Here is a 22683-nt window from a genome sequence, read left to right as displayed (position 1 = left end):
TATATAGAATTACTTTGACAAAGGCTGCTGAATGCTCATAATGTAGCCAACAAGCACTAAGGCTGTCGAGTTATCAAGCCAACCCAATGGGCAAATAAGCAATAATTAGATAGTTAAGAGCGCTTTTAATCAAAAAAAACACTATCAATCAGCTATAAATTGAACATTATTATTGTCAGAAGCACTATAATGATGCCCGCAGTTTTGAATACAATCTATTTAAGTTCTTTTGAACTATGGGCAGATCTTATCAAAGACTCGTCTATATTTTATATCATCACTTTACGCTGCTATTTATAATATGAGATCACTAGTTGATAACTTATAGTAAATAACAGGGTGGCGTTATCAATCGCAAGCCTCTTTATCAAGTTTACGCAAGGCGTATTAACCTATGGGTATTAGTAGCAGTCCTACAGAGTCCAATAAACAAATTGGCTCCATGAAAGTAAATCTATTTTTTGCCATCCTACTTATTGCCATGACCAGCTACTTTTTGTGGTGGGGTCTAGATTACACTATGCATCAGCAGACGACGCTATTTATCGTCGCTACTGCTTTTGGTATCTTTATGGCATTCAACATTGGCGGCAATGATGTTGCCAATTCATTTGGTACTTCAGTAGGTGCAGGTACGCTAACTATCCCACAAGCACTTGGGGTAGCCGCTATATTTGAGGTGTCCGGTGCCGTATTGGCAGGCGGAGCAGTTACCGATACTATTCGTAAAGGTATCGTCGACTTAGATGGTATGACGGTCTCGCCCAACCAGTTCATCTATGTGATGCTGTCAGCTTTAATCGCAGCGGCGTTTTGGCTATTATTTGCCACCCGTAAAGGCTTACCAGTATCGACTACTCATGCCATTATTGGTGGGGTAATCGGTAGCTCTATCGTACTCGGGTATGATTTGGGTGGTACTGACACCGCTTTATCTACAGTAGATTGGAACACTATAGGCACGATAGCGATCTCTTGGGTAATCTCTCCGCTATTAGGAGGGGTAATCGCTTATCTGCTTTATGGACAAATCAAGAAAAATATCATCGATTATAATGATAGAACAGAAGCCTACATTGCGGTTCTCAAAGAAAGTAAAAAAGAACTAAAGAACCAGCATAAAGTCTTTTTGGACAATATGTCTGAATCAGAGCAGCTAGCGTACACTTCTGCGATGCTTCGTGATCAAGAGATATATCGAGACGATGATTGTACTATTAATGATATAGAGACTGATTATTATAAAGATCTTTATAAAATTGAGCATGAGCGCAATGATCTTGATACGCTAAAAGCTCTAAAAAAGTGGGTACCTATTATTGCCGCTGCAGGCGGGGCAGTCATGTCCTCGTTAGTAGTATTCAAAGGTCTTAAAAACGTCAATAGTAATATGACTACCCTGCAAGGGTTTTTGATCATGGGTATGATAGCCGCCTTAGTTTGGTTGGCGACTTATATTTATACCAAAAGTATCCGTGGCAAGCATAAAGAGGACTTGACCAAAGCTACCTTTATTATGTTCAGCTGGATGCAAGTATTCACAGCTTCCGCCTTTGCCTTCAGTCATGGTTCCAACGATATCGCTAACGCAGTTGGGCCTTTTGCTGCAATTATGGACGTTATTCGTACTAATAGCATAGCCTCGCAAGCGGTTGTGCCACCAGCAGTGATGCTAACCTTTGGTGTGGCGCTTATTGTGGGTCTTTGGTTCATTGGTAAAGAAGTGATTCAAACGGTCGGTACTAATTTGGCCAAAATGCATCCAGCTTCGGGTTTCTCAGCCGAGTTAGCTGCTGCCGCTGTAGTAATGGGCGCGTCAACTATGGGCCTACCAGTATCGAGTACTCACACTTTAGTAGGTGCCGTATTAGGTATTGGTATCGTCAACAGAGACACTAACTGGGCGTTGATGAAGCCTATTGGTTTGGCTTGGATTATTACCTTACCTGCCGCTGCTATTATGTCAGCAATAAGCTTTATTATACTTAAGCAGATTTTCTAGAGTTCAGCTCTGTTGCGCGAGTAGTAGATAGTCGGCTTTGAGCTTTACCAAAGCTATCAGCCCATAAACAGGGTAAGCAATAAAAAACGCTTAGCGATTCAATATCGCTAAGCGTTTTTTATTGCTTAAGGGTCTAATTATTCAACAGATTTAAATCATTATTACCTTATTACTCTTAAGCTTTTAGGCATTTAAAGTTTCAGGTTTTGCAGCCTTAGAGCTTTTATTGTCTTCGGCTTTAACTTCTACAGCGCGAGGATTTTGGGCTTTATCAGTACCATACTGCTTACGTTTCTTAGCAAAGAAGCGATCTAAACGATCCATAGCGTTCTCAAGCTCATCTAAGTTTGGCAAGAACACTACACGGAAGTGATCAGGTGCGTCCCAGTTAAAGCCAGTACCTTGAACCATTAGCACTTTTTCTTCAATCAACAAGTCCATCATGAATTGCATGTCATCCTCGACAGGGTAGACAGCAGGATCCATTTTAGGGAAGCAGTAAAAGGCACCTTGAGGCATAGTACAAGAAATACCTGGAATCGCATTAAGACGAGAAATAGTTAATTCACGTTGCTTAAATAGACGTCCTTTAGTAGAGGTCAGCTCTTTCATGCTCTGATAGCCGCCCATCGCTGTTTGGATAGCATATTGGCCTGGTACGTTAGAGCACAAACGCATAGAAGCTAGCATGTCTAGACCTTCGATAAAGTCAGTAGCATGTTGCTTTTTGCCAGAAACCATCATCCAACCCGCACGGAAACCAGCAATACGATGTGATTTTGATAAGCCACTGTACGACAAGATCAATACTTGATCGGTCAAAGTGCTCATTGGCGTATGAACCATGTCGTCATAAAGTACTCGGTCATAGATTTCATCAGCCATAATCACTAAATCATGTTCTATAGCTACTTCAATGATCTGTTCTAATAGCTCATTAGTATATAGTGCACCCGTTGGGTTATTCGGGTTGATGATAACAATACCTTTAGTTTTGCTGGTAATTTTAGACTTAATATCTTCGATATCAGGATGCCAGTTATCTTCTTCGTTACAACGATAATGCACGGCGGTACCACCAGCTAGGTTAGCTGCTGCGGTCCATAATGGGTAATCAGGCATAGGAATTAGCACCTCATCGCCGTCACTCATCAGTGCTTGCATAGTCATAACAATCAGCTCAGAGACACCGTTACCCAAATAGACATCACGGACATCTACTGCTGACAGCAAACCTTTGGCTTGATAGTAATGCAATACCGCTTTGCGTGCAGAAAATATACCTTGCGAGTCTGAATAACCGATAGCATCAGGCAGATTCATGGCTACGTCACGCAGGATTTCAGGTGGGGCATCAAAACCGAAAGGCGCTGGATTGCCTACGTTTAACTTAAGAATACGTTGACCTTCTGACTCCATCTTATTAGCCGCTTTTAGTAACGGGCCACGGATATCATAACAAACGTTTTGTAACTTATCGGATTTTTTTAATGGGCTCATAGTTTTACTATCCTTAGCTGGTTTATCTTGCAAATTTATATATTTAACAGGAGCCGCTGAAGAGTCGCTTTCAGATTTCGCTGAGTCAGTAGTACTGGTAGAGCGAGGCTGATTATCGATAGGAACGGCTAGAGTTACGTTTTGGGTTGAAATACTTTTCTGACTAACCATGACGGGTGTTGCTTGTTGTTTTAATTTAGAACTAATATGCTTACTACTCTCGCTTATACTTATCTCGGTTTGGATGTCGCCACGTAATAAGTAGCCTTCGCTACAGCCTAGTATGCTTGCTAGAGTAGGGAGCTTAGAGGAGACAATACCGTTAGTACCGCGCTCCCAGTTAGAAATAGCGCCACGGCTAACTTTTGCGCCAGCTTCGGTCATAGCCTGTGCTAACTGAGCGGCAGTTAGTCCTTTTTTGCGACGTAATGCTACTAAACGTTGAGCTTGGGCTAACTTATCTTGATTATCATTCATTATCATCTGTCCCTTTTTTATAGAGAGTACTAAAGACTTATGGGGCAAGCCATATGAACTACTCTATAGTTGACGGTTTGCAATTACTGTTAATCAGAATAACGACGATAAAGGTCAACTACTAAAAGTCATTGATAATAAGTCATCAGGATACTGATTAGGTTACATAGAATTATAAACGGATCTTATAAGGGTATTTAAGTATTACAGTGGGTGCTTAGCGCTTAACTTGTTAGAATAAGCCGACTTTTTTCAGTGCTTAATGCAAGATATTATTGCATTTGCTTTAAGGTTGCAAGCACTTTATAACATTATTAATGCAAGATATGCTTGCATTTGTAAGCTTTCTGAAACGTTTGCAATTAACCGCTGATAGATATAGAGCTGCACCCTATATCATAGGAACGCTAAGCACTATACTGCATGATTTCCCGGCATAATTTGTAGTTACAAAAACTTGTTAAAGCTTAGCTTAGTAGACAGTTAAGGGGAGTAGACAGCTATAGATTAGGAGTTACCTTATCGAGTGTAAGTTTAGTAAAAACCACCTATCAACCCTTGCAACAGCCAGTAAAACACCCATATATTAGGCAACTAGCAATTATTGAATGTTGCAATCAGTTTGTTGGTTACCGTTAACTAAAAACAGTAAGGAATACGTTATGCAAGACAATCAACTTAGCAAAGAAGAAATCACCCAATTGACAGAAGCTGATTGGAAACAGCGCTTGAGTGCTGAAGAGTATCATGTGATGCGTGAGAAGGGCACAGAGCGTCCATTTACTGGCGTTTATAACGATACTGAGGACGAAGGTGTCTATCGCTGTAAGGGTTGTGGCGCTAACTTGTTCGATTCAACTAGCAAGTTTGATGCAGGTTGTGGCTGGCCAAGCTTTGATCAAGGTATCGACAATGCTGCTATTGATGAGCATGTCGATGATTCATTAGGTATGCGCCGTACAGAGGTCACTTGTAGTAATTGTGGAGCCCACTTAGGACATGTATTCCCTGATGGTCCACGTGAGACTACTGGTATGCGCTATTGCATCAATTCAGCCTCTATAGACTTGGATAAAGCTGAAGACTAATTAGCTTACATTCCTAGCTAGTGATTGCTAGTGCTTTAACATCTAGTGCTTTAATATCTAGTAAGGAAGCTTGTAATGATTTCCTTACTTTTTTATTGATCATTAGCTCTAACGTTTAAACATCTTTAAATATAGCAATCATAAGCAATAATTAAACTAAGGAAGAGTAATGAGTAATATCTATGATTTTACCGCTGAACGTATGGATGGCACGGCGCAATCTTTCGCTGATTACCAAGGACAAGTACTGCTGGTAGTTAACACCGCTAGCAAATGTGGTTTTACTCCGCAATTTGAAGGCCTAGAGGCACTTAATGAGCAGTATAAAGACCAAGGTCTAACGGTTATTGGTTTTCCTTGTAACCAATTCGGTAGCCAAGATCCAGGCAGTAATGATGAGATTGGTGCTTTTTGTCAAAAGAACTATGGCGTAAGCTTTCCTATGATGGCCAAAGTCAATGTCAATGGTGAAGACGCTCATCCTATCTTTAATTGGCTAAAGGAACAAAAAGGCGGTCTATTAACCGATGGTATCAAATGGAACTTTACTAAGTTTCTGATTGGCCGTGATGGACAAGTTATTGATCGCTATGCATCAGTGACTAAGCCCGAAGCTATCAAAGCAGATATTGAAAAGGCATTGGCAGTTAGTAAATAGCAACTAGCTACTATTGGCGAGTAAATAAACAATTAATGCACTGTTTTAGCAAAGATATAAAGTCAATAAAAACAACTGCTTGCTGTTATTATTGGCTAGCAGTTAAAAAATAAGCCATAAACTGCTAAATAATATTTGACAGGGCATAGGATTTGTATATAATACACACCCACAGCAAGGGGCTTTAATTAGTTATTAGCTGTTGGAGGTTTTGAGAGGTTAGAGGGTGACAACTTTAGCTATTAGAACTTCTAAGAGATCCTTATTACAGGATTTCGAATAGAGTGGAAAAAGCAGCAATGTTTTGGAAATTCTAGAAAATCCTATTTAAAGGATTTTCCTTGCGAACCTAAAATTGCAGTGCAATTTTTTAACGGTTCTCAGGGTGATTAGCTCAGTTGGTAGAGCGTCTGCCTTACACGCAGAATGTCGGCGGTTCGAATCCGTCATCACCCACCACTATTTAGTATAGTGTTACTCTTAAGTAGTACACTGAGTGGTTAAATAAACTAAAACGACCTTAGCAGCGGTAGTTCAGTTGGTTAGAATACCGGCCTGTCACGCCGGGGGTCGCGGGTTCGAGTCCCGTCCGCTGCGCCATATTTAAAACTTAGTTAACTTTTTAAGTTTAAGCAAAGTTTAAACCTCAAGTATTCATTTACTTGGGGTTTTTTTGTGTCTGCATTTCTCTTAAAAGTAGGTCAGCATAAATAAATAAATAAATAGATGGGTCTGCTTACCAAAATACACTAAACGATTGTATAGAGATGATACTAGAATGGCATCATCTTAACTCTACATTATTAGTGAAGCAGATATGAACAATAACCAGTATTGTTATCTTAAAAAAGTATATGGTAACCGTATCATAAGTGCATTGGCTATCACTAGTCTATTATTCGTAGTCAGTGGCTGTGACAGCACAATGAAGGGTACTAAGCCCACTGACAGCGCAGCCAATACCACAGCAAATCGAGACAAATCATCCTTACCAGATAAAGCCAAAAGCAACGCTGACCCTCAAGCAAATAGTCTGGTTGATTTTATTGCTGCTGATGATTCTGCTTCAACACCAGACGGCATCACACAAGTCACTACTGCCAACAATCAGTTCGCAATTGATATGTATCAGCAGATAAATGGGCAGAATCAGCAAGCAGATGACAACGTGTTTTTTTCACCTTATAGCTTGTCTACGGCGATGGCAATGCTGTATGCCGCAGCGGAAGGAGAAACCAAGCAGCAAATTCAAAAGACCCTGCATTATCCCTCAATGGATATTCTCAACCCCAATAGCGCCGCGCTCTATAATCAATTTAACAAACCCAATCCTGATTATAAGCTCGCCACAGTCAATGACTTATGGATGCAGCAAGGGTTAACGCCCACTAAATCCTATGTCGATGCCGTACAACGTTATTATGGCGGTCAAGTCACCAACCTTGATTTTGAAGGCAATCCTGAGCCTTCACGCATCATCATTAATAAAAAAATTGCTCAGCATACCAATCAGCTGATTCCTGAATTATTACCGAAGGGCAGTATCAAGCCCATCACGGTTGCCGTATTAACCAACGCGGTTTATTTTAAGGGCGATTGGAAAATGCCTTTCGAGGTTCAGAGCACCAGTGAGCAGCCTTTTTATAACCATGTGGGTACAAGCCCTAATATAAAAATGATGCAACTAAAGGCGAATTTTGGTTATAGCGAGGATAAGCAAGTGCAGATCGTGCAATTGCCTTACAAAGGTGAGGGTTTATCCATGCTAGTGGTATTGCCAAAATCAAAAGACAAAGCTGCGATGCAGCAGCTGATACGTGATTTGAGCGCTGATAAGATTAAACAGTGGAATAACAGGTTAGTCACTCAAGAAGTGAATGTTCATCTGCCAAAGTTCAGGCTTGAAGCAAGCTACCAGATGAAAAACCTACTCACGGATATGGGCATGCCAAGGGCTTTTCAAAAAGGGGCTGGGTTCAACTTATTTGACGATAGCCCGCCTATAAAGATTGATGATGTTTATCACAAAGCAGTGGTCATCGTGGATGAGAAAGGAACCGAAGCGGCAGCAGCGACGGGTATTGTTGCTGATGCAACTGCTGCGTCTGCTCCGCCACCTGTATTCAAAGCCGATCATCCGTTTATCTTTATGATTAAAGACAATAAAACCGATGCGATATTGTTTTTAGGGCAAGTGAATAAGCCTTAAAAGAGCGAATGATGGTATTAAGACTTAAATAACTATTGATGAGACATTATGAAAAAAATGCTTAAATTATTATCGTGTTCACTGTTGGTGGTTTCAGTCGCCAGTGGGTGTAATACGAAGACCAGTGAAGCGGATTTGTTTCAATACAAGAATGCTTATGTTGGTGATAATAGTGCAGTCATCAATATTGTAAATCGCTCTATGCAATCAGATAACTTCAGGGGGCTCGAGCTTAAAACCAAAGAGATGCCCTATGGGATCATCTTAAATTATGACGGGTCAGAGTCAGAAAACAATGATAGAAGAACTGTAATATATAATGCCACTTACTTATTTGCGTTGATTCAAAATGCAGAGTGGATAACATTTAATTTTGACCATCAACAATACAAGATAACAAAAGACGCTCTAATAGAGTGGTACGGGGAAGATTTCAGCACATTACAAAGTGAAGAGGAGCTGAAAACGCTAATACAAAAGAGATGGGATGATGAATACAAAGTAAATCAGTTATTTTAAAACCGTCAATTATATATATCTTTGCGGATTCCTATACAGCAGCCGAAAAGAGTGCCATTCTTTTAATTATAATTTATTATTGAGCTTGATATGAAAAATGACTCACTTTGCTACTTTAGATATGCAGCCCATAATCGTGTCATCAGTGCCTTAGCTGTTACCAGCCTATTATTGATGGTCAGTGGCTGTGACAATACTATAAGAAATAATAGAGCGGGTGCTGTAACAGATACCATTCCTCATAATCAGCCAAATATTAACCCTCAAGCGCCTCCTATTGAGGGAAAGGCTTTGATCTCGACACCAGAGGGTATAGCTGAAGTCATCACTGCCAACAATCAATTCGCCATTGACATGTATCAGCAGATAAATGGGCAGCCTGAGCAAGTAGATGACAACGTTTTTTTCTCACCGTATAGCTTGTCTACTGCGATGGCCATGCTCTATGCCGCAGCCGAAGGGGAAACGAAAGCGCAAATTCAGAAGACCTTTCATTATCCAGCACCAGCTATCCTAAACCCTAATAGTGCCGCGCTCTATAACCAATTCAATAAACTCAACCCCGACTACAAGCTGGCCACGGTCAATGACTTATGGATGCAACAAGGGTTAACACCCACTAAATCTTACATAGACACCGTGCAACGTTATTACAGCGGCCAAGTGACCGCTGTTGATTTTGAAGGTAGTCCTGATCCTGCGCGTCAGACCATCAATAAAAAGATAGCCGATAAAACCAATCAATTGATCCCTGAATTACTACCTAAGGGGAGTATTAAATCTGATACTGCTGTGGTGCTAACCAATGCCATCTATTTTAAAGGCGATTGGACCCTGCCTTTTACCGCTGAAAGCACCAGTACCCAGCCTTTTTATAATGCTATCGGCAGAGCCTCTAGTGTCCAGATGATGCGACAACAGTCTTATTTTGACTATTATGAGGACAAACATATACAGGTCGTGCAATTACCTTATAAAGGCGATGACCTATCTATGCTCGTAGTATTACCCAAACTCAATCATAAACTTGCTATGCAGCAATTAGCTAAGAGTTTAAGTGCAACTAAGATTAAGCAATGGCGTTCAGGCTTAGTAAGACAAGAGGTGAACATTCATCTGCCAAAGTTTAAGTTAGATGCGCGTTATCAGATGAAAACATTGCTCGCTGATATGGGTATGCCAAGAGCGTTTAATAATGGGGCTGAATTTAACTTATATGCTGATGGCCCACCGATAAAGCTCGATGAGGTTTATCATCAAGCGGTAGTCACCGTCGATGAAAAAGGGACCGAAGCGGCGGCGGCAGCCGGTGCTGTAGGTATGTACGTTGGTATGTCTTATCCCGTCGAATTTAAAGCCGACCATCCGTTTATGTTTGTAATTAAAGACAATAAAACCGATGCGATATTGTTTTTAGGGCAAGTGAATAAGCCTTAATTGAAGGCAATAGAAATAGATAGGGAGTTAAGTAGCTAACTATAAGGATAACCATGTTTAAGTTTCTAAAACATAAAAGGGGTGATACCTGTGTTGATAAGGCAATAATAACAGCGATACGTTTTATGATTGCAGGCTTTACCATGGTATCAGGCTACTTATTAGCTTTTGCTGCCACGATGGGACCACCCATTGCACCCTATATTTGGAATGGCAATCTGGATTTCGGTATTAGAATAAGCATTATTATTATTGGCTTTGGTTTGTGTGCTGCGATATTGATTTGGTTTGTTTGGACACTATGTGCTGATATTTATCGATTTATTAGTCGCACCTAATAAACTTCAGGTGACTGATTTTTGAAAAAAGGATTATAAAATGCGTTTTTTATATCGCCTGCCTATTTTAATCATACTATTTTTGTCCATGCAAAAGGTATGGGCTTGTATGCCGCATTCACCAAACGATGTATTTATTGCTCGTTTGCAATCATCGCAGCCCACACTAATAGATGATCAGCAAAAAGGCTTCGACTTGCAATTTAGCAATCCACGCTTTGTCTTTCGTACCCTTAGAATGTGGTTTTTTTACTCTAAGCCTGAGCAATGGCAAACTCATTCTGACTTCAAAAGTATTCAGCCCAATGACTTAATTATTGGTTTGGCTTATAACCAAGATGGCGGGAAACCAGCAGACTATACGGTAGTATCACTGGCAACATTAGACTGTAAAGACGACAAATTAATAATTGGCAAACCTTTAGTGCCTTTTTTAGCATGGAACCGAGAAAACGGCAGTTGTCGCCATGATAGCCACGATGGTATCGGCATATTAGATGGATTTATAGGAGAGGATCAGGAATATTATTTACAGCAGCTGCAAGCCAAATATCCTACCTGCAATAAGCTGAACGCGGCGTTCCCTAGCAACGCCAATAAAAGTGTGTCCGAACAAGAAAACCATCCTCAAACATCATTTTGGGAAAAGATTAAGTTATGGTTTGGGCAGTGGATATAACGCCTCCATACTTAACGAGAGACTATGGAAATATAAAATAAGGAGTTGCAATGAATGCTTTATATAAAGTAACAGGCTTAATGATATTTGGGTTAAGTTTGATGTCTTGTGATGCGCTATATAGTACGAGTACGAGTACGACTAAGAGCACAGTAGAGAACAATCATGTTAATACAGCCGTAAGCGTATTAGAAAAATCAATTACCGCAACAGATATGAGCGACAGTGATTTCAATAAGTTAACCCACACCATACAACCAAACTTTTCAAATAAGCCGCTGCCACAATACGACTTAACCTGGGCAGATAAGAATAAACGCTCCGATTGTGGTTTTGATATGCGCGTGGCTTATAAAGCAAAGCAGCTGACTTAAGAATAACGATTACTTGAAAGCCATTACCAGTATCCAAACTTATTTGGTTAGAGATTATTTACTGATTTGATTAAATAGGTATGATTTCGTAGTAAGGACTTGAACCTTAAACTGTGACTCATTCACACTACTGAATTAAAGCATCAAAATAGTAGATGTACATCTCAGATGTCCAGCACGTTAATTTTTGAGTGAAGGATTAGCCATTTGTATTAGTGTAGATTATTTTAATAAAATTGGAGTAAGTATAATTGTCCCATGATTTTAAGATGTCATTAATATTGGCTTTCTTATTCTTATCTTCTTGTTCTCAGTTTGAAGCTAATGAAAAACAGGAACAAGAGCCCATAATAGGTCAAGCAACTATGACAGCTGCATTTGATGGATATCTTCATTTTACTGATAATTGCATAATAGTGAGACCTGAAGGAGAAAAAGGCGTTCAGTTAGCAATATTAGGAGATCAAGTCATATCTGATCTTACCGAAAACTCTTTGGTATACGAAGGTAAAAAATACACTGAAGGTAATTATATTCGAGTAGGTGGGGGTGGTGTAGGTGATAGTGCCGCGTTTAAAAAAGAACATAACCTTAATGAATGCTCGGATCTAGAAATCTTCATACCAAATTAAAATTCAAATGGCACCCTCTCTATAAAAATCAAAACAGCTACTATTTCATAGTAGCTGTTATTAAATAAGATCTATGTAAGTATAAATATTTCAGGTCAAGAATACTTATTTACCAATTCTATTGATATCCATTCTTTCTATATAACCTATCATCCAGTAGTTAGCAGCATGGCAGCTATTTAGTACAGCAGTGTACTCTGCGCCTTCACCCTCAGACTTCCAAGATTTCCAAAAATGCGTATAAACAACATTTTTCTAATATTCAATTATGGAGACTAAAAAATGAAAACTTATATTCCGATACTTACTATCGTTTCTTTACTGGTTACAGGCTGTCAAAACCCTGTTCAAGAATCCACTGAGCTAACTGAAAATCCAGCGAACAACACTACAAGCATTAGTTCAGACACTCTAGATGCTAAGCCTGAATTTGTACTACCTACTTATGGCTCAAGCGATCCATTACCTGTAGGTAGTGTGGTGACAGAGTATGAAGCTCGCAATGAAGGTAGACTTACTATAAAAAACGGCTGTGTCACGCTGACCTATCCTAAGGATTATTATAAGGAATCTACAGCGCCAGACGATTTTGCCAGTATGCCTATTTTTCCTGGCTACTCAAAATTTATCGATAATGGTCAAGCTATTGAAGTCAATGACAAGATTTATCGAGATGGCGATTATGTTGAGATGAGTGGACGCGGAACCATTAGAGAGTTTTGGACCTCTTATCCGTCTGACATGGAATATGTTCCTGTACCAGATCATTGCATTGCTGATGAGTATTGGGAAGTTGGTGGCACAGGGCTGTATATTATGGATTAATTCTTAATTGCTGTTATGTTTCCTAATTTAATACAATCTGAATTTTATAATCGCTATACATATAAGGTTAATCTATGACTAACCAGAATGAATGGGGCGAAAAAGATAAAAGTATCGCTCAAGTTATTGATGAATTAAAAACTTTTGAAGATCAAGAGCTGATAGTTATGGTTTCAAGCGACGGTGGGGAAACGTTGAGGCCTGTTAAGCTACTTGGCAAAGAATTTGATAAAGATAATAAAGCTTATTGCACCCTGTTTATTTAAGTGTTTTAACCCTCATTAAGCCAATCTTTTATTAAATGCTCAATAAGCGGTAGAGATTCATGTGGATGCCTATAATAAATATTAAGTACTTCAACACTGCCTGACCCTTCATCGCCAAAATTACTGAGCCAGTAATCCATGAGATCCTTTTGACTTGGATCATAAGTAAGTTTGATGGCTTTATCATTAGTTGGATTAATAAAGCTCACGGTATCGTCAGTATAAGTATAAGTATAAGTATAAGTATAAGTATCTAGCAATGTACCGTCCGCCCCATGTTTATTAAAGTAGCTCTCCCAGCTGTCGGTTGCGCATGTCTTTTTTATGGATTCCCATGTTGCTAATGAATAAAAATATTTCATGACTTGCTCTGATTTGCACAGTTAATAATAGCTTTTAACAAAGGTTTTTGATAATAGCCTTTTAAACTATCAAGGTTTATTGACTTGACCCAAGAACAGTATCGTCCCTGTTGCGTTATCCTTAATCACAAATATAAACGGATGATCGGCAGTGAACTCAATACGGTTGGTAGAGTAGCCAAGCGACATAGGTACAATAATGACGCCTGTCGCTGCCGCAGCTTTAGTCCCTGTTTCATCCACTTCAATCACTGCTTGATGTACCATCGCATCGACTTTCATCGCTATTTGATCACTAAACAGACTAAAATCCGCCTGACTACTAAAAGCTATAGGCATGCCCATTTTAGATAATAATGGCGTCATCTCATAGCTTTGTTGCAGTTTGAATTTCGGTAAATCTACTATTACCTCACGTTTTACTAGGCTTTTATTCCACTGCTCAATCTGGTTTGTACTAAGACTCTCGCTTAGATTGTGCATCGCTGCTTGATCTTTGGCTTTGGGCAGTATTACCATCATGGAGAGCGCTTCGCCTTTATAAGGCAGTTTGATTATCTGTGCGTGCTCATCTTCCGTATAAGCAAAATCAGCCTTGTTATGCATCATATCTATAGTGACAGTGTTGCCATCAAATAAGCTAAATAGCTTCTTTTCGCTGGGGTTAAATGGCGTCTGCCAGTCTCCTTTAAAGTAAACAGCATTGGTCAATACAGTAGCCGTATTAGCACTGATACTACTTGGCGACATTAAAGCTGGGATCATCTGCTGGGTATAATCAGCAATAGTTGCGTTGATCTTTAAGCGCGCAGCTTCAGGACTGTTTTTAAAGTCAAGGTTGGTGACTTGACTGCCATAATAGTGGGCGAGCGTATCTAAGTAGCTTTTATTAGGCTTTAGCCCTTGCGCTATCCATATATCATTAGCGCTGACAAACTGATAATCCGGATTAGGCTTATTAAATTGCTGATATAGCGCTGCACTGTTGGCATTGAGAGTCGCTACCTTTGGATAATAAAAAACCTGCTCAATCTGCTGTTTAGTCTCACCTTGCGCGGCGTTATAGAGCATGGCCATCGCTGACGATAAGCTATAAGGTGAAAAGAAGAGGTTTTTATTATTTTGATCGGCTTGAGCGTTTAGCTGTTGATACAGCGCAATGGCGAATTGATTGTTGGCGGTGACAACTTGGTTGAGGCCTTTAGGAGTTGCAACAGAATCATCAGTAAGCACTGGTTGGATGGCGTCTTGCTGCGCATCTGACTTAGATGGGTCAGTACCTGTTTTGAGCACCTTGGCAGTATCAGCTGGACTGGTTAATACATAAGTACTATTACAGCCACTTATAGCCACAACTAAGCTACTAAGAGCCAAGCTTCGGTATAAGATTTTAGATAGCATTTTTGGGGAAGGTATTAAATGATTGAAGGTCATAATATAGTCGCTAATAAGGTAAAAGTTATGCTAATAAGCTCAAGGTTATATAGGTTTATAGTCAAGCAACCACAGAGTAAATCTATCAAACAACTGTTCGATACAATAGATGAGATGAGTAGCTGGCTAAAAATGAGCAGGCTTTTAACAAGTTATAGTGAATCAATTTAGTAAATAAAGGCAACCAGCTACTAACACTAGCATTAGCTAATAAGGCTATTATTAACAATAATCATCAGTAAAATTGTCAACATTAACAGGAGTTGTTATGACCAATTCAAAAAGCCAAGCATCACTACCATCAACACCACCATTAAAAATAGACATCGTATCAGATGTGGTTTGTCCTTGGTGCGTTATCGGCTATCGACAGTTAGCGCAAGCCTTAGAGTCGACTAATACGGCTTACGAGATTCACTGGCATCCGTTCGAGCTTAATCCTAATCTAGACGGTGAAGGTCAAAATCTACGCGAGCATGTGGCCGAAAAATATGGCGTAAGTGATGAAGAGTCACAGCAAAGTAGAGATAGGATGCAAGCAGCGGGCAGCGAGGTTGGCTTTAGTTTTAACTTTAATGATGATAGTCGGATATATAATACTTTTAACTTGCATCAACTGCTACATTGGGGCAAGCAACAAAATAAGATGCATGAGTTAAAGCAAGCTTTATTCACTGCGCACTTTACCAATAACCGCGATATTTCTACCGTTGAGGTATTGGCGGATATAGCTGGCGAAGTTGGCTTGGATCGAGCTACAGCAGTAGCCGTGTTAGCAGATCAACGTTTTGCTGATGATGTGCGCAAGTCTGAGCAGTGGTCACAGCAACAAGGTATTCAAAGTGTACCAGCAGTGATTTTTAATGACCGTCATCTGATCGCTGGTGCACAAGGGGTAGAAAACTATAGAATTATCTTAAAGCAGCTGGCTGAGATGGCTGAATAAATCGCTTTTTTAGTGCTACGTAAGTTAGAACTTTAAGCCTAAGCAGGTTTCACCTCAAGTATTACTTCGCTTGAGGTTTTATGTGAACAGCCGTTTATAGAATTCGCTAGTTATTAGTGCTATAAACTGTATTATTAAGCTCATATAGCATTTTTATGAGCCAAGCTTTATAGATAAGGAAGTCGTTGATGATGGGAATTGAGTTTTATACTAATGGGCATATTATTAGTGAAGCTGATAGCATGCGCCAAAAGCTTGGGGAGTTAGCTAAGCAATACGCTGCTAGCTGCGCCATTATCGTCACTGATGCTGGTATCACTCAACTGGGCTATGTTGCTATCGCTCAGCAAGCGCTACAAGCATCGGGGATAAAAGTGGTTGTTTTCGACAGCGTGGTAGCCGATCCACCAACTGAAGTGGTCAACGATGCCATGGCACTGGCAAGAGCCAATAACTGCGACTTAGTCATTGGCTTAGGTGGTGGCAGCTCTATTGATACCGCTAAGATAGTCGCTCTACATGCTAATGACTTTGAGTGCATAAACGATATCTTAGATGTGGATCTAAGTCACTTTAAAAAAACAGCGCTTTTCGCTATACCTACTACTGCAGGAACGGGTGCTGAAGCTACCTTTGTATCGGTTATTACTAGTAAGGATGGCAGCAAAAAAGCCATTTATACCCCAAAGATTATTCCCGATGTCGCTATTTTGGATGCGACACTGACCCTAAAGTTACCTCGTCATATCACGGCAGCAACGGCACTTGATGCTATGGTTCATTGCATTGAGGCTTATACTAGCCGTAGCAAAAAGAATGTTATCTCAGATGCATTAGCCCTAAAAGGACTACAAATGCTATGGCATAACTTTGATACTGTACTCAATCAAGGCGATAACCTCGAGGCTCGTGCTGAAATGCTGCTAGGCTCCACTTTAGCCGGCATGGCCTTTGTCAACTCTTCAGTAGCTGCTGTGCATGGCCTCTCTTATCCTTTGAGTATTAACTTTCATATTCCACATGGTCATGCTAATGCGTTAGTTATGTGCGGAGTGTTTAGCTTTAATTTATCAGCTGCTGCTCCTTTATATGCTGAGCTCGCCCGTGCGGTTATGCCTATCCAAACCGCTGCCATGAATGATTCAGATGCGGCAAGAGAGCTTATAGTTCAGTTAAAACGCTTCTTAGAAACTAGTGGACTCAAGTATCGCTTAACTGAGTTAGCTATCACTAAAAATGACATTCCAGCGCTGGCTGATATCGTTATCAATACCTACGCTCGGCTTATTGCCACTAATCCTAAGGACATGACTTTAGAACAAGTCACAGCAATATATGAGGAGATTCTCTGATAGTTGCTCATAAGTACTTAGTAAAGTACTTATAATTACTGCTAGCCACGGCTAGTTTTTAACTCGTTTTGTCTATTAATCAAGGAAGATAAAGATGTCAAAATATTCATTAGAAGTTGTTGTTGATGGTTTTCACTATCTAGAAGGACCACGCTGGCACAAAGGTGCCTTATGGTTCGTAGATTTTTATACTCAAGGAGTGTATCGGGTCAATGATGAGGGAGTAGCAGAAAAGAGAGTTCATATCGAGCAGCAACCTTCGGGTTTAGGCTGGTTACCTGATGACCGGATGCTGATTGTATCGATGAAAGATCGTAAAGTTATGCGCTTAGAGGCTAATGGTGAGTTAGTGGTGCACGCTGATATCTGGCAGCATTGTGCAGGCCACGCCAATGATATGGTGGTAGCGCCTAATGGGGATGCTTATGTCGGCAACTTTGGTTTTGACTTAATGGGTGGCGCTGATTATAAGAGCGCCGGCTTAGTGCTTGTAAAACCTGATGGTAGCTCACAGCTAGTAGCAGAGGGCTTAGCTTTTGCAAATGGTATGGTAATCTCTGCTGATCAAAAAACCTTAATCGTTAACGAGCTGTTCGGGAATAAAATATCGCAGTTTACTATTAATGAAGATGGCACCTTGGGAGACAAGCGCGATTTTGCCAGCTTTGGCGAGTTGGGAGATGAGCCCAATCTTGGAGTGCGTATAGGCAATGCCAAAATACTACCAGATGGCTTAGCGTTAGATGCTGAGGGAGCAGTATGGATTGCAGACACTCTAAATCAGCGTGCAGTACGTATAGCTGAAGGCGGAGAAATACTAGAGACTATCGATACTGCACCTGAAGGTGTGTTTGCGGTTGCTCTTGGTGGAGCAGAGGGCAATACCTTGTTTATGTGTGCAGCCCCTGACTGGGATGAAGCGGCACGTAAAGCGGAAACTAAAGGGCGTATGCTAGCAGTCAGGGTTGAGGTGGGTCATGCTGGCACGCCTTAATTTAATTTAAAGCTGCTTTACTTTGTATGTGGTTTGCAACAAAGCGTTTAAAACCCCTAACGATAAAAGCCTTTATTAACAAATTGTTAGCTGGCAAATAAGCTGAATTAAGGCTATAGATCGAAAGTTGCAATATAGTTTATTTAATGCGAAGATTGCTATATTATTACAAAGTATATTTAATTTAGCTTATCTTATTGTATAAGACCAACACTATTCAAGGATGAATTCAATGTCTAATACCCTGTTTAACACTATAAAGTCGCCACTATTACTATCTGCCATATTAGGGGCTAGTTTAACCATTAGTGCCTGTTCCTCTCCAAGTTCAGAAACTGCGGCAACAGATGACACAACAGCAAAGACAACAGACGCTGCGGTATCTGCAGATAAGCTTGAGACTAAGTTTGTTACTATAGCAACAGGCGGTGCATCAGGGCCTTATAATATTATCGGCACCGCACTATCAGAGATTTATGCTAAAACTTTTGGGGTTAACTCCAAAACTCAAACCACAGGTGCATCAGTAGAAAACGTTAACTTGTTGACCCAAAGTAAGGTCGATATGGTACTAGCGCTGAGCGACGTAGTCACTGATGCGATTGAAGGCACCAATAACTTTGAAGCACCGATCACTAACATTCAACAGATTGCCGTATTGTATCCCAACGTTGTTCAGCTAGTGACCTCTGAAGGCTCTGGCATTAAAAATATCGAAGATTTGCGTGGTAAGCGTATTGCCGTTGGTGACCAAGGTTCTGGAACCGAAGTTAATGCTAGAACTCTGCTAGAGGGTTTTGGCATGACTTATGATGATGTTAAAGTCGATTATTTAGGCTTTGCTGACGCTGCTGATGCGATGAAATCAGGTAAAATTGAGGCCGCTTTTATTAGTAGTGGCTTACCAAACTCATCAATACTAGAGTTGGAACAAGGAATAAAACTGCAAATAGTCGCTATCGATCAAGCTAAGCTAAGCGAGATTATCAAAACTAAGCCTTATTTCAAAACCTTTGAGATTCCTGCAGGTACTTATGGCAATGAAAAGGCCATACCAACCGCTGCTATTATGAATGCTTTATTGGTGCGTGCTGATTTATCTGAAGACGACGGTTACAAATTAACTAAAGCCATATTTGATAATTTAGAAGGTCTAAAAACAGCTCACCAAGCGGCTAATGATATCAGCTTAAAAACAGCTAGTGAGGGCATGGTAGCCCCTATGCATCCTGGAGCTAAAAAGTACTATGACGAGCAAGCCGCGAAATAAACCTTCATGGCTAGGACTATATTTATGGTCGGGCGCAGCATTGATTGCTGCGCTAGTTGTTTTTGCTCTATGCGCTATAGTGGATCGTCAGAATGTCATTGAAGTGCGAGTTAATAGTAGTGATAGAGAGGGTAAAGTCGCCAATACTGAACTAACCTGTTATTTCGTTGAACCTAACTTTCAACTGCGTTGGATTCATTCAGTAGAGAAGCAGTGGTGGGAGGAGCAGTATATCCGTAAGAGTGAGGGGTTACTGTTGACTACTACTTATTTTCAAGCTTTTGGGGCCGGCACCCCATCGACCGAAGTGCTCGCTAAAGTACAAAAACCTGGCTATATAGGCTATCAAATTAATCAAAAACTACCCGCTCTAAATTGGGTAGTATCACGGCTGACTCAAGGTGAGATTGACTACGGTGGTAACCGAATTCTAATCCACAAGTTAGTGCCGGACTATTCTGAAGTGACTATCACTCCAAGAGCTTATAATCTAATAGATAGATGGAAAAAGGACTTATGTCATGACCTCCCACGTGAAGGATCACAATAGCGGGTTTTCTTTAACTAACCATGATGCTAACTTAGCGCATCAATCTACTAGTCATATAGATACTGGGGTTAATACTGATATTGATGTGGTTAACGATGTCAATAATGATGTTGATCCTAGTGTCACGCAAGCGATACTAGAAAAATACGATCGCGAATCAATTACCCGCCATATCACTCATGGCCCTGTAAAATACTTTATTGCTATCCTTTGTATTTTATATTCTATTTTTCACTTATATATCACCTTTAATCCGATGCCAGCATTGCTGCAACGCTCTGTGCACGTAGGAGTTGGTTTTGCACTGATTTTCCTTATCTTTCCAGCTAGTAAAACCAGTAGCCGCAAAAAAGTTGCTTGGTACGACTGGATTTGGTTTGTGCTATCGCTATCAGGGATGGCTTATTTGATATATGAGTATCAAAGTATTGTGACCTCACGTGGCGGTATTGCCAATCAGGTCGATGTTATCTTCTCCATTATTACCGTTATTTGCGTGCTTGAGGGTAGTCGGCGGATTACTGGTTGGATTCTGCCAATATTGGCTTGTATATTTTTGCTATATCCTTTTATTAGTCACTTAGACTTTATGCCGAATCGACTACTCACTAGGCCTTATGATTTTGGCGATATTTTTGGTCAGTTATTTTTAAAGACCGAAGGGTTATATTCTGTCGCTATTGGGGCGTCAGTTACGTTTATCTTTTTGTTTATTTTGTTTGGCGCATTTTTAGCACGCTCTGGTATGGGTCAGTTATTTAATGACTTAGCATTGGCGCTGGCAGGTGATAAAAAGGGTGGTCCAGCCAAGGTTGCGGTCATATCCAGTGGCTTTATGGGCAGTATCAACGGTTCAGCCTTATCGAACGTGGTCAGTACTGGCGCTTTCACTATTCCGCTAATGAAAAAAGTAGGTTATCACAAAGACTTTGCAGGAGCAGTAGAAGCTAGTGCCTCAGTCGGTGGGCAGATATTGCCACCTATTATGGGTGCCAGTGCTTTTATTATGGCAGAGACGACGGGGCTACCTTATAGCACTATCGCCTTGGCCGCACTATTGCCAGCGATACTTTATTATTTAGGTGTGATCGCGCAAGTACATTTTCGTGCTGGGCGTCGCGACCTAAAAGGGATCGCTAAAGAGAGTTTACCGCGAGTAAAAGAAGTACTAAAAGCGCGTGGCCACATGCTACTACCCATAGTATTTTTGATATTTTTATTAATAAAAAATGTCCCAGTAGGCTATGCCGCTGCTTATACTATTGGCTTTACAGTGGTAGTAAGTATGCTGCGCAAAGAGACCCGTATGGGGTTCAAAGATATTCTAGGCGCTCTTGAGGATGGGGCACGCCAGTCATTAGCAGTGATGGCCGCTTGTGCAGTAGTAGGTATTATTATCGGAGTGGTTAGTTTGACCAGCTTTGGTACGGTAATGACCTCCTCTATTGTCACTTTAGGTGCAGGGTCCTTGTTCCTTACTCTGGTATTGACCATGCTAGCATCTATGGTCTTAGGCATGGGGCTACCTTCTATCCCAGCTTATATTATTACTGCTACGATGGCAGCACCGGCATTAGCAGGCTTTAATATTCCTATTTTATCAGCGCATATGTTCGTATTTTACTTTGGTATCTTTGCTAATATTACACCACCAGTGTGCCTTGCTGCCTTTGCCGGCGCAGGTATCTCAGGTGGTGATCCAATGAGAACAGGATTCTTATCATTGAAGCTGGCATTAGCTGGATTCATCATACCCTTTATGTTTATCTATAGCCCTGCTATGTTAATGATAGATCCGACTGGGCTTGCAGTAACAGCGAAAGATTTTCCGCTGCCGTCTATCATGAGTATAGTGACTATAGTAGTGACTTCAATCATTGGGGTCTTGGCCCTTAGCGCAGCTTTAGAAGGCTATTTCAAAAGTGATATGAATCTGATAGTGCGCTGTATTTTAGCAGCTGGAGCATTATTACTGATTTATCCAGGTCTTATAACTAGTGTAATAGGCGCTGTAATAATAGTCGCTATAGCGGTATTGAATACCAAGGCTAGCAAGTCGCTATCTACCCCTTCTCCTGCTTAGTGTTGAATGCGCAGCGTTCATAGTTAAGCGCTTATAGCTAAGCGTTCATAGTTAGGCGCTTATCGACAGTCCCATTATAAAAAAAGGTCACTTCATTTGAGGTGACCTTTTTTGTTAGCTATTTTTAGTAACTGGCTTTTAGTTACTCTGCTATATAAACCTTTAGCCAGCGCCTTTATTAGCATAGCCTGACTTTGCACAAAGCCATTATATTTAGCTAAATAATCATCTGTATTTTCGACACGGCTAATATTTAGTAGCAGTTCCCAACGGCAAAATTTGGTTCTTATTAGGTTTAAATCACTGATATCTGACTTTAGTAAAACCGTTACATCGTTATAAGCTTGACCAGTGAACTTTTGGCAGCTAGTACAGTGGCAAATAGTACAGTGGCAAATGAAGCGCTCAAAGGGCTGGTCATGGATAGTATAAGGCAGGACTAGAATATGGTTTAAAGAGTCAGCAGTTTACAGAATTATTAGGTTACAAAATAAATAAGTTATAAAGTCAGTGCTTTATTTGAGAAGAAATTGTTTTTAAAAATAGCAGCCTAAGGGTACGTTTAATCATTCACTAAGTCACCTTAAAGATTATCAGGGCTTAAGACTGTGAGTAGTTCAGATTGTCAGTGGTTAAAGTTGTCAGCGATGAAAATATTAGGCTGATCAGCCGATGGTCAGCATTGCAA

Annotated in this window: 21 protein-coding genes and 2 tRNA genes; 20 read left to right on the top strand and 3 right to left on the bottom strand. The window is 40.5% G+C overall.

From position 1 onward, the window contains the following. Positions 1-394 precede the first annotated feature (394 nt). Complete coding sequence (locus KZA12_RS05365; protein WP_201623664.1) at positions 395-2002, top strand: inorganic phosphate transporter; 1608 nt, start codon at positions 395-397, stop codon at positions 2000-2002. Between the two features lie 183 nt (positions 2003-2185). Here the strand turns inward: KZA12_RS05365 and KZA12_RS05360 are convergent, their stop codons facing one another. Then, positions 2186-3979: an aminotransferase class I/II-fold pyridoxal phosphate-dependent enzyme gene (locus KZA12_RS05360; RefSeq protein WP_218689492.1), complete on the bottom strand. Its 1794-nt coding sequence runs from the start codon at positions 3977-3979 to the stop codon at positions 2186-2188. Positions 3980-4641: 662 nt separating this feature from the next. On the opposite strand from KZA12_RS05360, the gene msrB reads away from it, so the two are divergent. The 13 genes from msrB (at position 4642) to KZA12_RS05295 (ending at position 13004) form a co-directional block, all read left to right on the top strand. After that, on the top strand, positions 4642-5067 hold the full coding sequence (msrB, locus tag KZA12_RS05355; RefSeq protein WP_201623666.1) for a peptide-methionine (R)-S-oxide reductase MsrB: 426 nt from the start codon (positions 4642-4644) through the stop codon (positions 5065-5067). Between the two features lie 169 nt (positions 5068-5236). Beyond that, a complete protein-coding gene (locus KZA12_RS05350) occupies positions 5237-5725 on the top strand; it encodes a glutathione peroxidase (RefSeq protein ID WP_218689491.1) in 489 nt (162 codons plus the stop codon). Between the two features lie 383 nt (positions 5726-6108). Then, positions 6109-6184 (top strand) — tRNA-Val (locus tag KZA12_RS05345). A 64-nt stretch (positions 6185-6248) separates the two neighbouring features. Beyond that, a tRNA-Asp gene (locus tag KZA12_RS05340) sits at positions 6249-6325 on the top strand. Between the two features lie 217 nt (positions 6326-6542). After that, the gene (locus KZA12_RS05335) at positions 6543-7934 is read left to right on the top strand and encodes a serpin family protein (protein WP_218689490.1); all 1392 of its coding nucleotides are present in this window, start codon (positions 6543-6545) and stop codon (positions 7932-7934) included. A gap of 48 nt (positions 7935-7982) precedes the next feature. Continuing rightward, a complete protein-coding gene (locus KZA12_RS05330; RefSeq protein WP_218689489.1) occupies positions 7983-8453 on the top strand; it encodes a DUF4825 domain-containing protein in 471 nt (156 codons plus the stop codon). 90 nt (positions 8454-8543) lie between these two features. Then, entirely contained in the window at positions 8544-9890 is a 1347-nt protein-coding gene (locus tag KZA12_RS05325; protein ID WP_218689488.1) for a serpin family protein, read from the top strand. Positions 9891-9943: 53 nt separating this feature from the next. Next, positions 9944-10228: a hypothetical protein gene (locus tag KZA12_RS05320; protein ID WP_218689487.1), complete on the top strand. Its 285-nt coding sequence runs from the start codon at positions 9944-9946 to the stop codon at positions 10226-10228. Between the two features lie 40 nt (positions 10229-10268). After that, a complete protein-coding gene (locus KZA12_RS05315; protein WP_256932834.1) occupies positions 10269-10907 on the top strand; it encodes a hypothetical protein in 639 nt (212 codons plus the stop codon). Positions 10908-10957: 50 nt separating this feature from the next. Next, positions 10958-11281 (top strand): hypothetical protein, encoded by a 324-nt coding sequence (locus KZA12_RS05310; RefSeq protein WP_218689486.1) that lies wholly within the window; start codon positions 10958-10960, stop codon positions 11279-11281. 269 nt (positions 11282-11550) lie between these two features. Then, the gene (locus KZA12_RS05305; RefSeq protein WP_218689485.1) at positions 11551-11913 is read left to right on the top strand and encodes a hypothetical protein; all 363 of its coding nucleotides are present in this window, start codon (positions 11551-11553) and stop codon (positions 11911-11913) included. A gap of 282 nt (positions 11914-12195) precedes the next feature. Continuing rightward, positions 12196-12738 (top strand): hypothetical protein, encoded by a 543-nt coding sequence (locus tag KZA12_RS05300; RefSeq protein ID WP_218689484.1) that lies wholly within the window; start codon positions 12196-12198, stop codon positions 12736-12738. Positions 12739-12812: 74 nt separating this feature from the next. Beyond that, on the top strand, positions 12813-13004 hold the full coding sequence (locus KZA12_RS05295) for a hypothetical protein (RefSeq protein ID WP_218689483.1): 192 nt from the start codon (positions 12813-12815) through the stop codon (positions 13002-13004). Positions 13005-13009: 5 nt separating this feature from the next. On the opposite strand, the gene KZA12_RS05290 is transcribed toward KZA12_RS05295, so the two are convergent. Both KZA12_RS05290 and KZA12_RS05285 read right to left on the bottom strand, forming a co-directional pair. Then, the gene (locus tag KZA12_RS05290) at positions 13010-13366 is read right to left on the bottom strand and encodes a hypothetical protein (RefSeq protein ID WP_218689482.1); all 357 of its coding nucleotides are present in this window, start codon (positions 13364-13366) and stop codon (positions 13010-13012) included. Between the two features lie 69 nt (positions 13367-13435). Beyond that, positions 13436-14800, bottom strand: a complete 1365-nt coding sequence (locus KZA12_RS05285; RefSeq protein WP_218689481.1) for a serpin family protein — start codon at positions 14798-14800, stop codon at positions 13436-13438. Positions 14801-15068: 268 nt separating this feature from the next. Here KZA12_RS05285 and KZA12_RS05280 point away from each other — a divergent pair, with 268 nt between their 5' ends. The 6 genes from KZA12_RS05280 (at position 15069) to KZA12_RS05255 (ending at position 21995) form a co-directional block, all read left to right on the top strand. Next, entirely contained in the window at positions 15069-15746 is a 678-nt protein-coding gene (locus KZA12_RS05280; RefSeq protein WP_218689480.1) for a DsbA family protein, read from the top strand. Positions 15747-15934: 188 nt separating this feature from the next. Next, complete coding sequence (locus KZA12_RS05275) at positions 15935-17098, top strand: iron-containing alcohol dehydrogenase (RefSeq protein WP_218689479.1); 1164 nt, start codon at positions 15935-15937, stop codon at positions 17096-17098. A gap of 94 nt (positions 17099-17192) precedes the next feature. Then, positions 17193-18092: an SMP-30/gluconolactonase/LRE family protein gene (locus tag KZA12_RS05270; RefSeq protein WP_218689478.1), complete on the top strand. Its 900-nt coding sequence runs from the start codon at positions 17193-17195 to the stop codon at positions 18090-18092. A gap of 232 nt (positions 18093-18324) precedes the next feature. Further along, complete coding sequence (locus tag KZA12_RS05265) at positions 18325-19362, top strand: TAXI family TRAP transporter solute-binding subunit (RefSeq protein ID WP_373416583.1); 1038 nt, start codon at positions 18325-18327, stop codon at positions 19360-19362. After that, entirely contained in the window at positions 19340-19912 is a 573-nt protein-coding gene (locus KZA12_RS05260; RefSeq protein WP_201622761.1) for a DUF1850 domain-containing protein, read from the top strand. The genes KZA12_RS05265 and KZA12_RS05260 overlap by 23 nt, the downstream gene beginning before the upstream one ends. Continuing rightward, positions 19884-21995 carry a TRAP transporter permease gene (locus KZA12_RS05255; protein ID WP_256932833.1) on the top strand — a complete coding sequence of 704 codons (2112 nt, stop codon included), beginning with the start codon at positions 19884-19886 and terminating at the stop codon, positions 21993-21995. Before KZA12_RS05260 ends, KZA12_RS05255 begins: the two co-directional genes overlap by 29 nt. The last annotated feature ends 688 nt before the right edge of the window (positions 21996-22683 follow it).

The organism is Psychrobacter sp. BF1, assembly GCF_019279065.1.
GTDB classification, from domain to species: Bacteria; Pseudomonadota; Gammaproteobacteria; order Pseudomonadales; family Moraxellaceae; genus Psychrobacter; species Psychrobacter urativorans.
The sequence above is the reverse complement of the archived record's forward strand: the minus strand, read 5'-3'. Positions and strand labels throughout refer to the sequence as shown.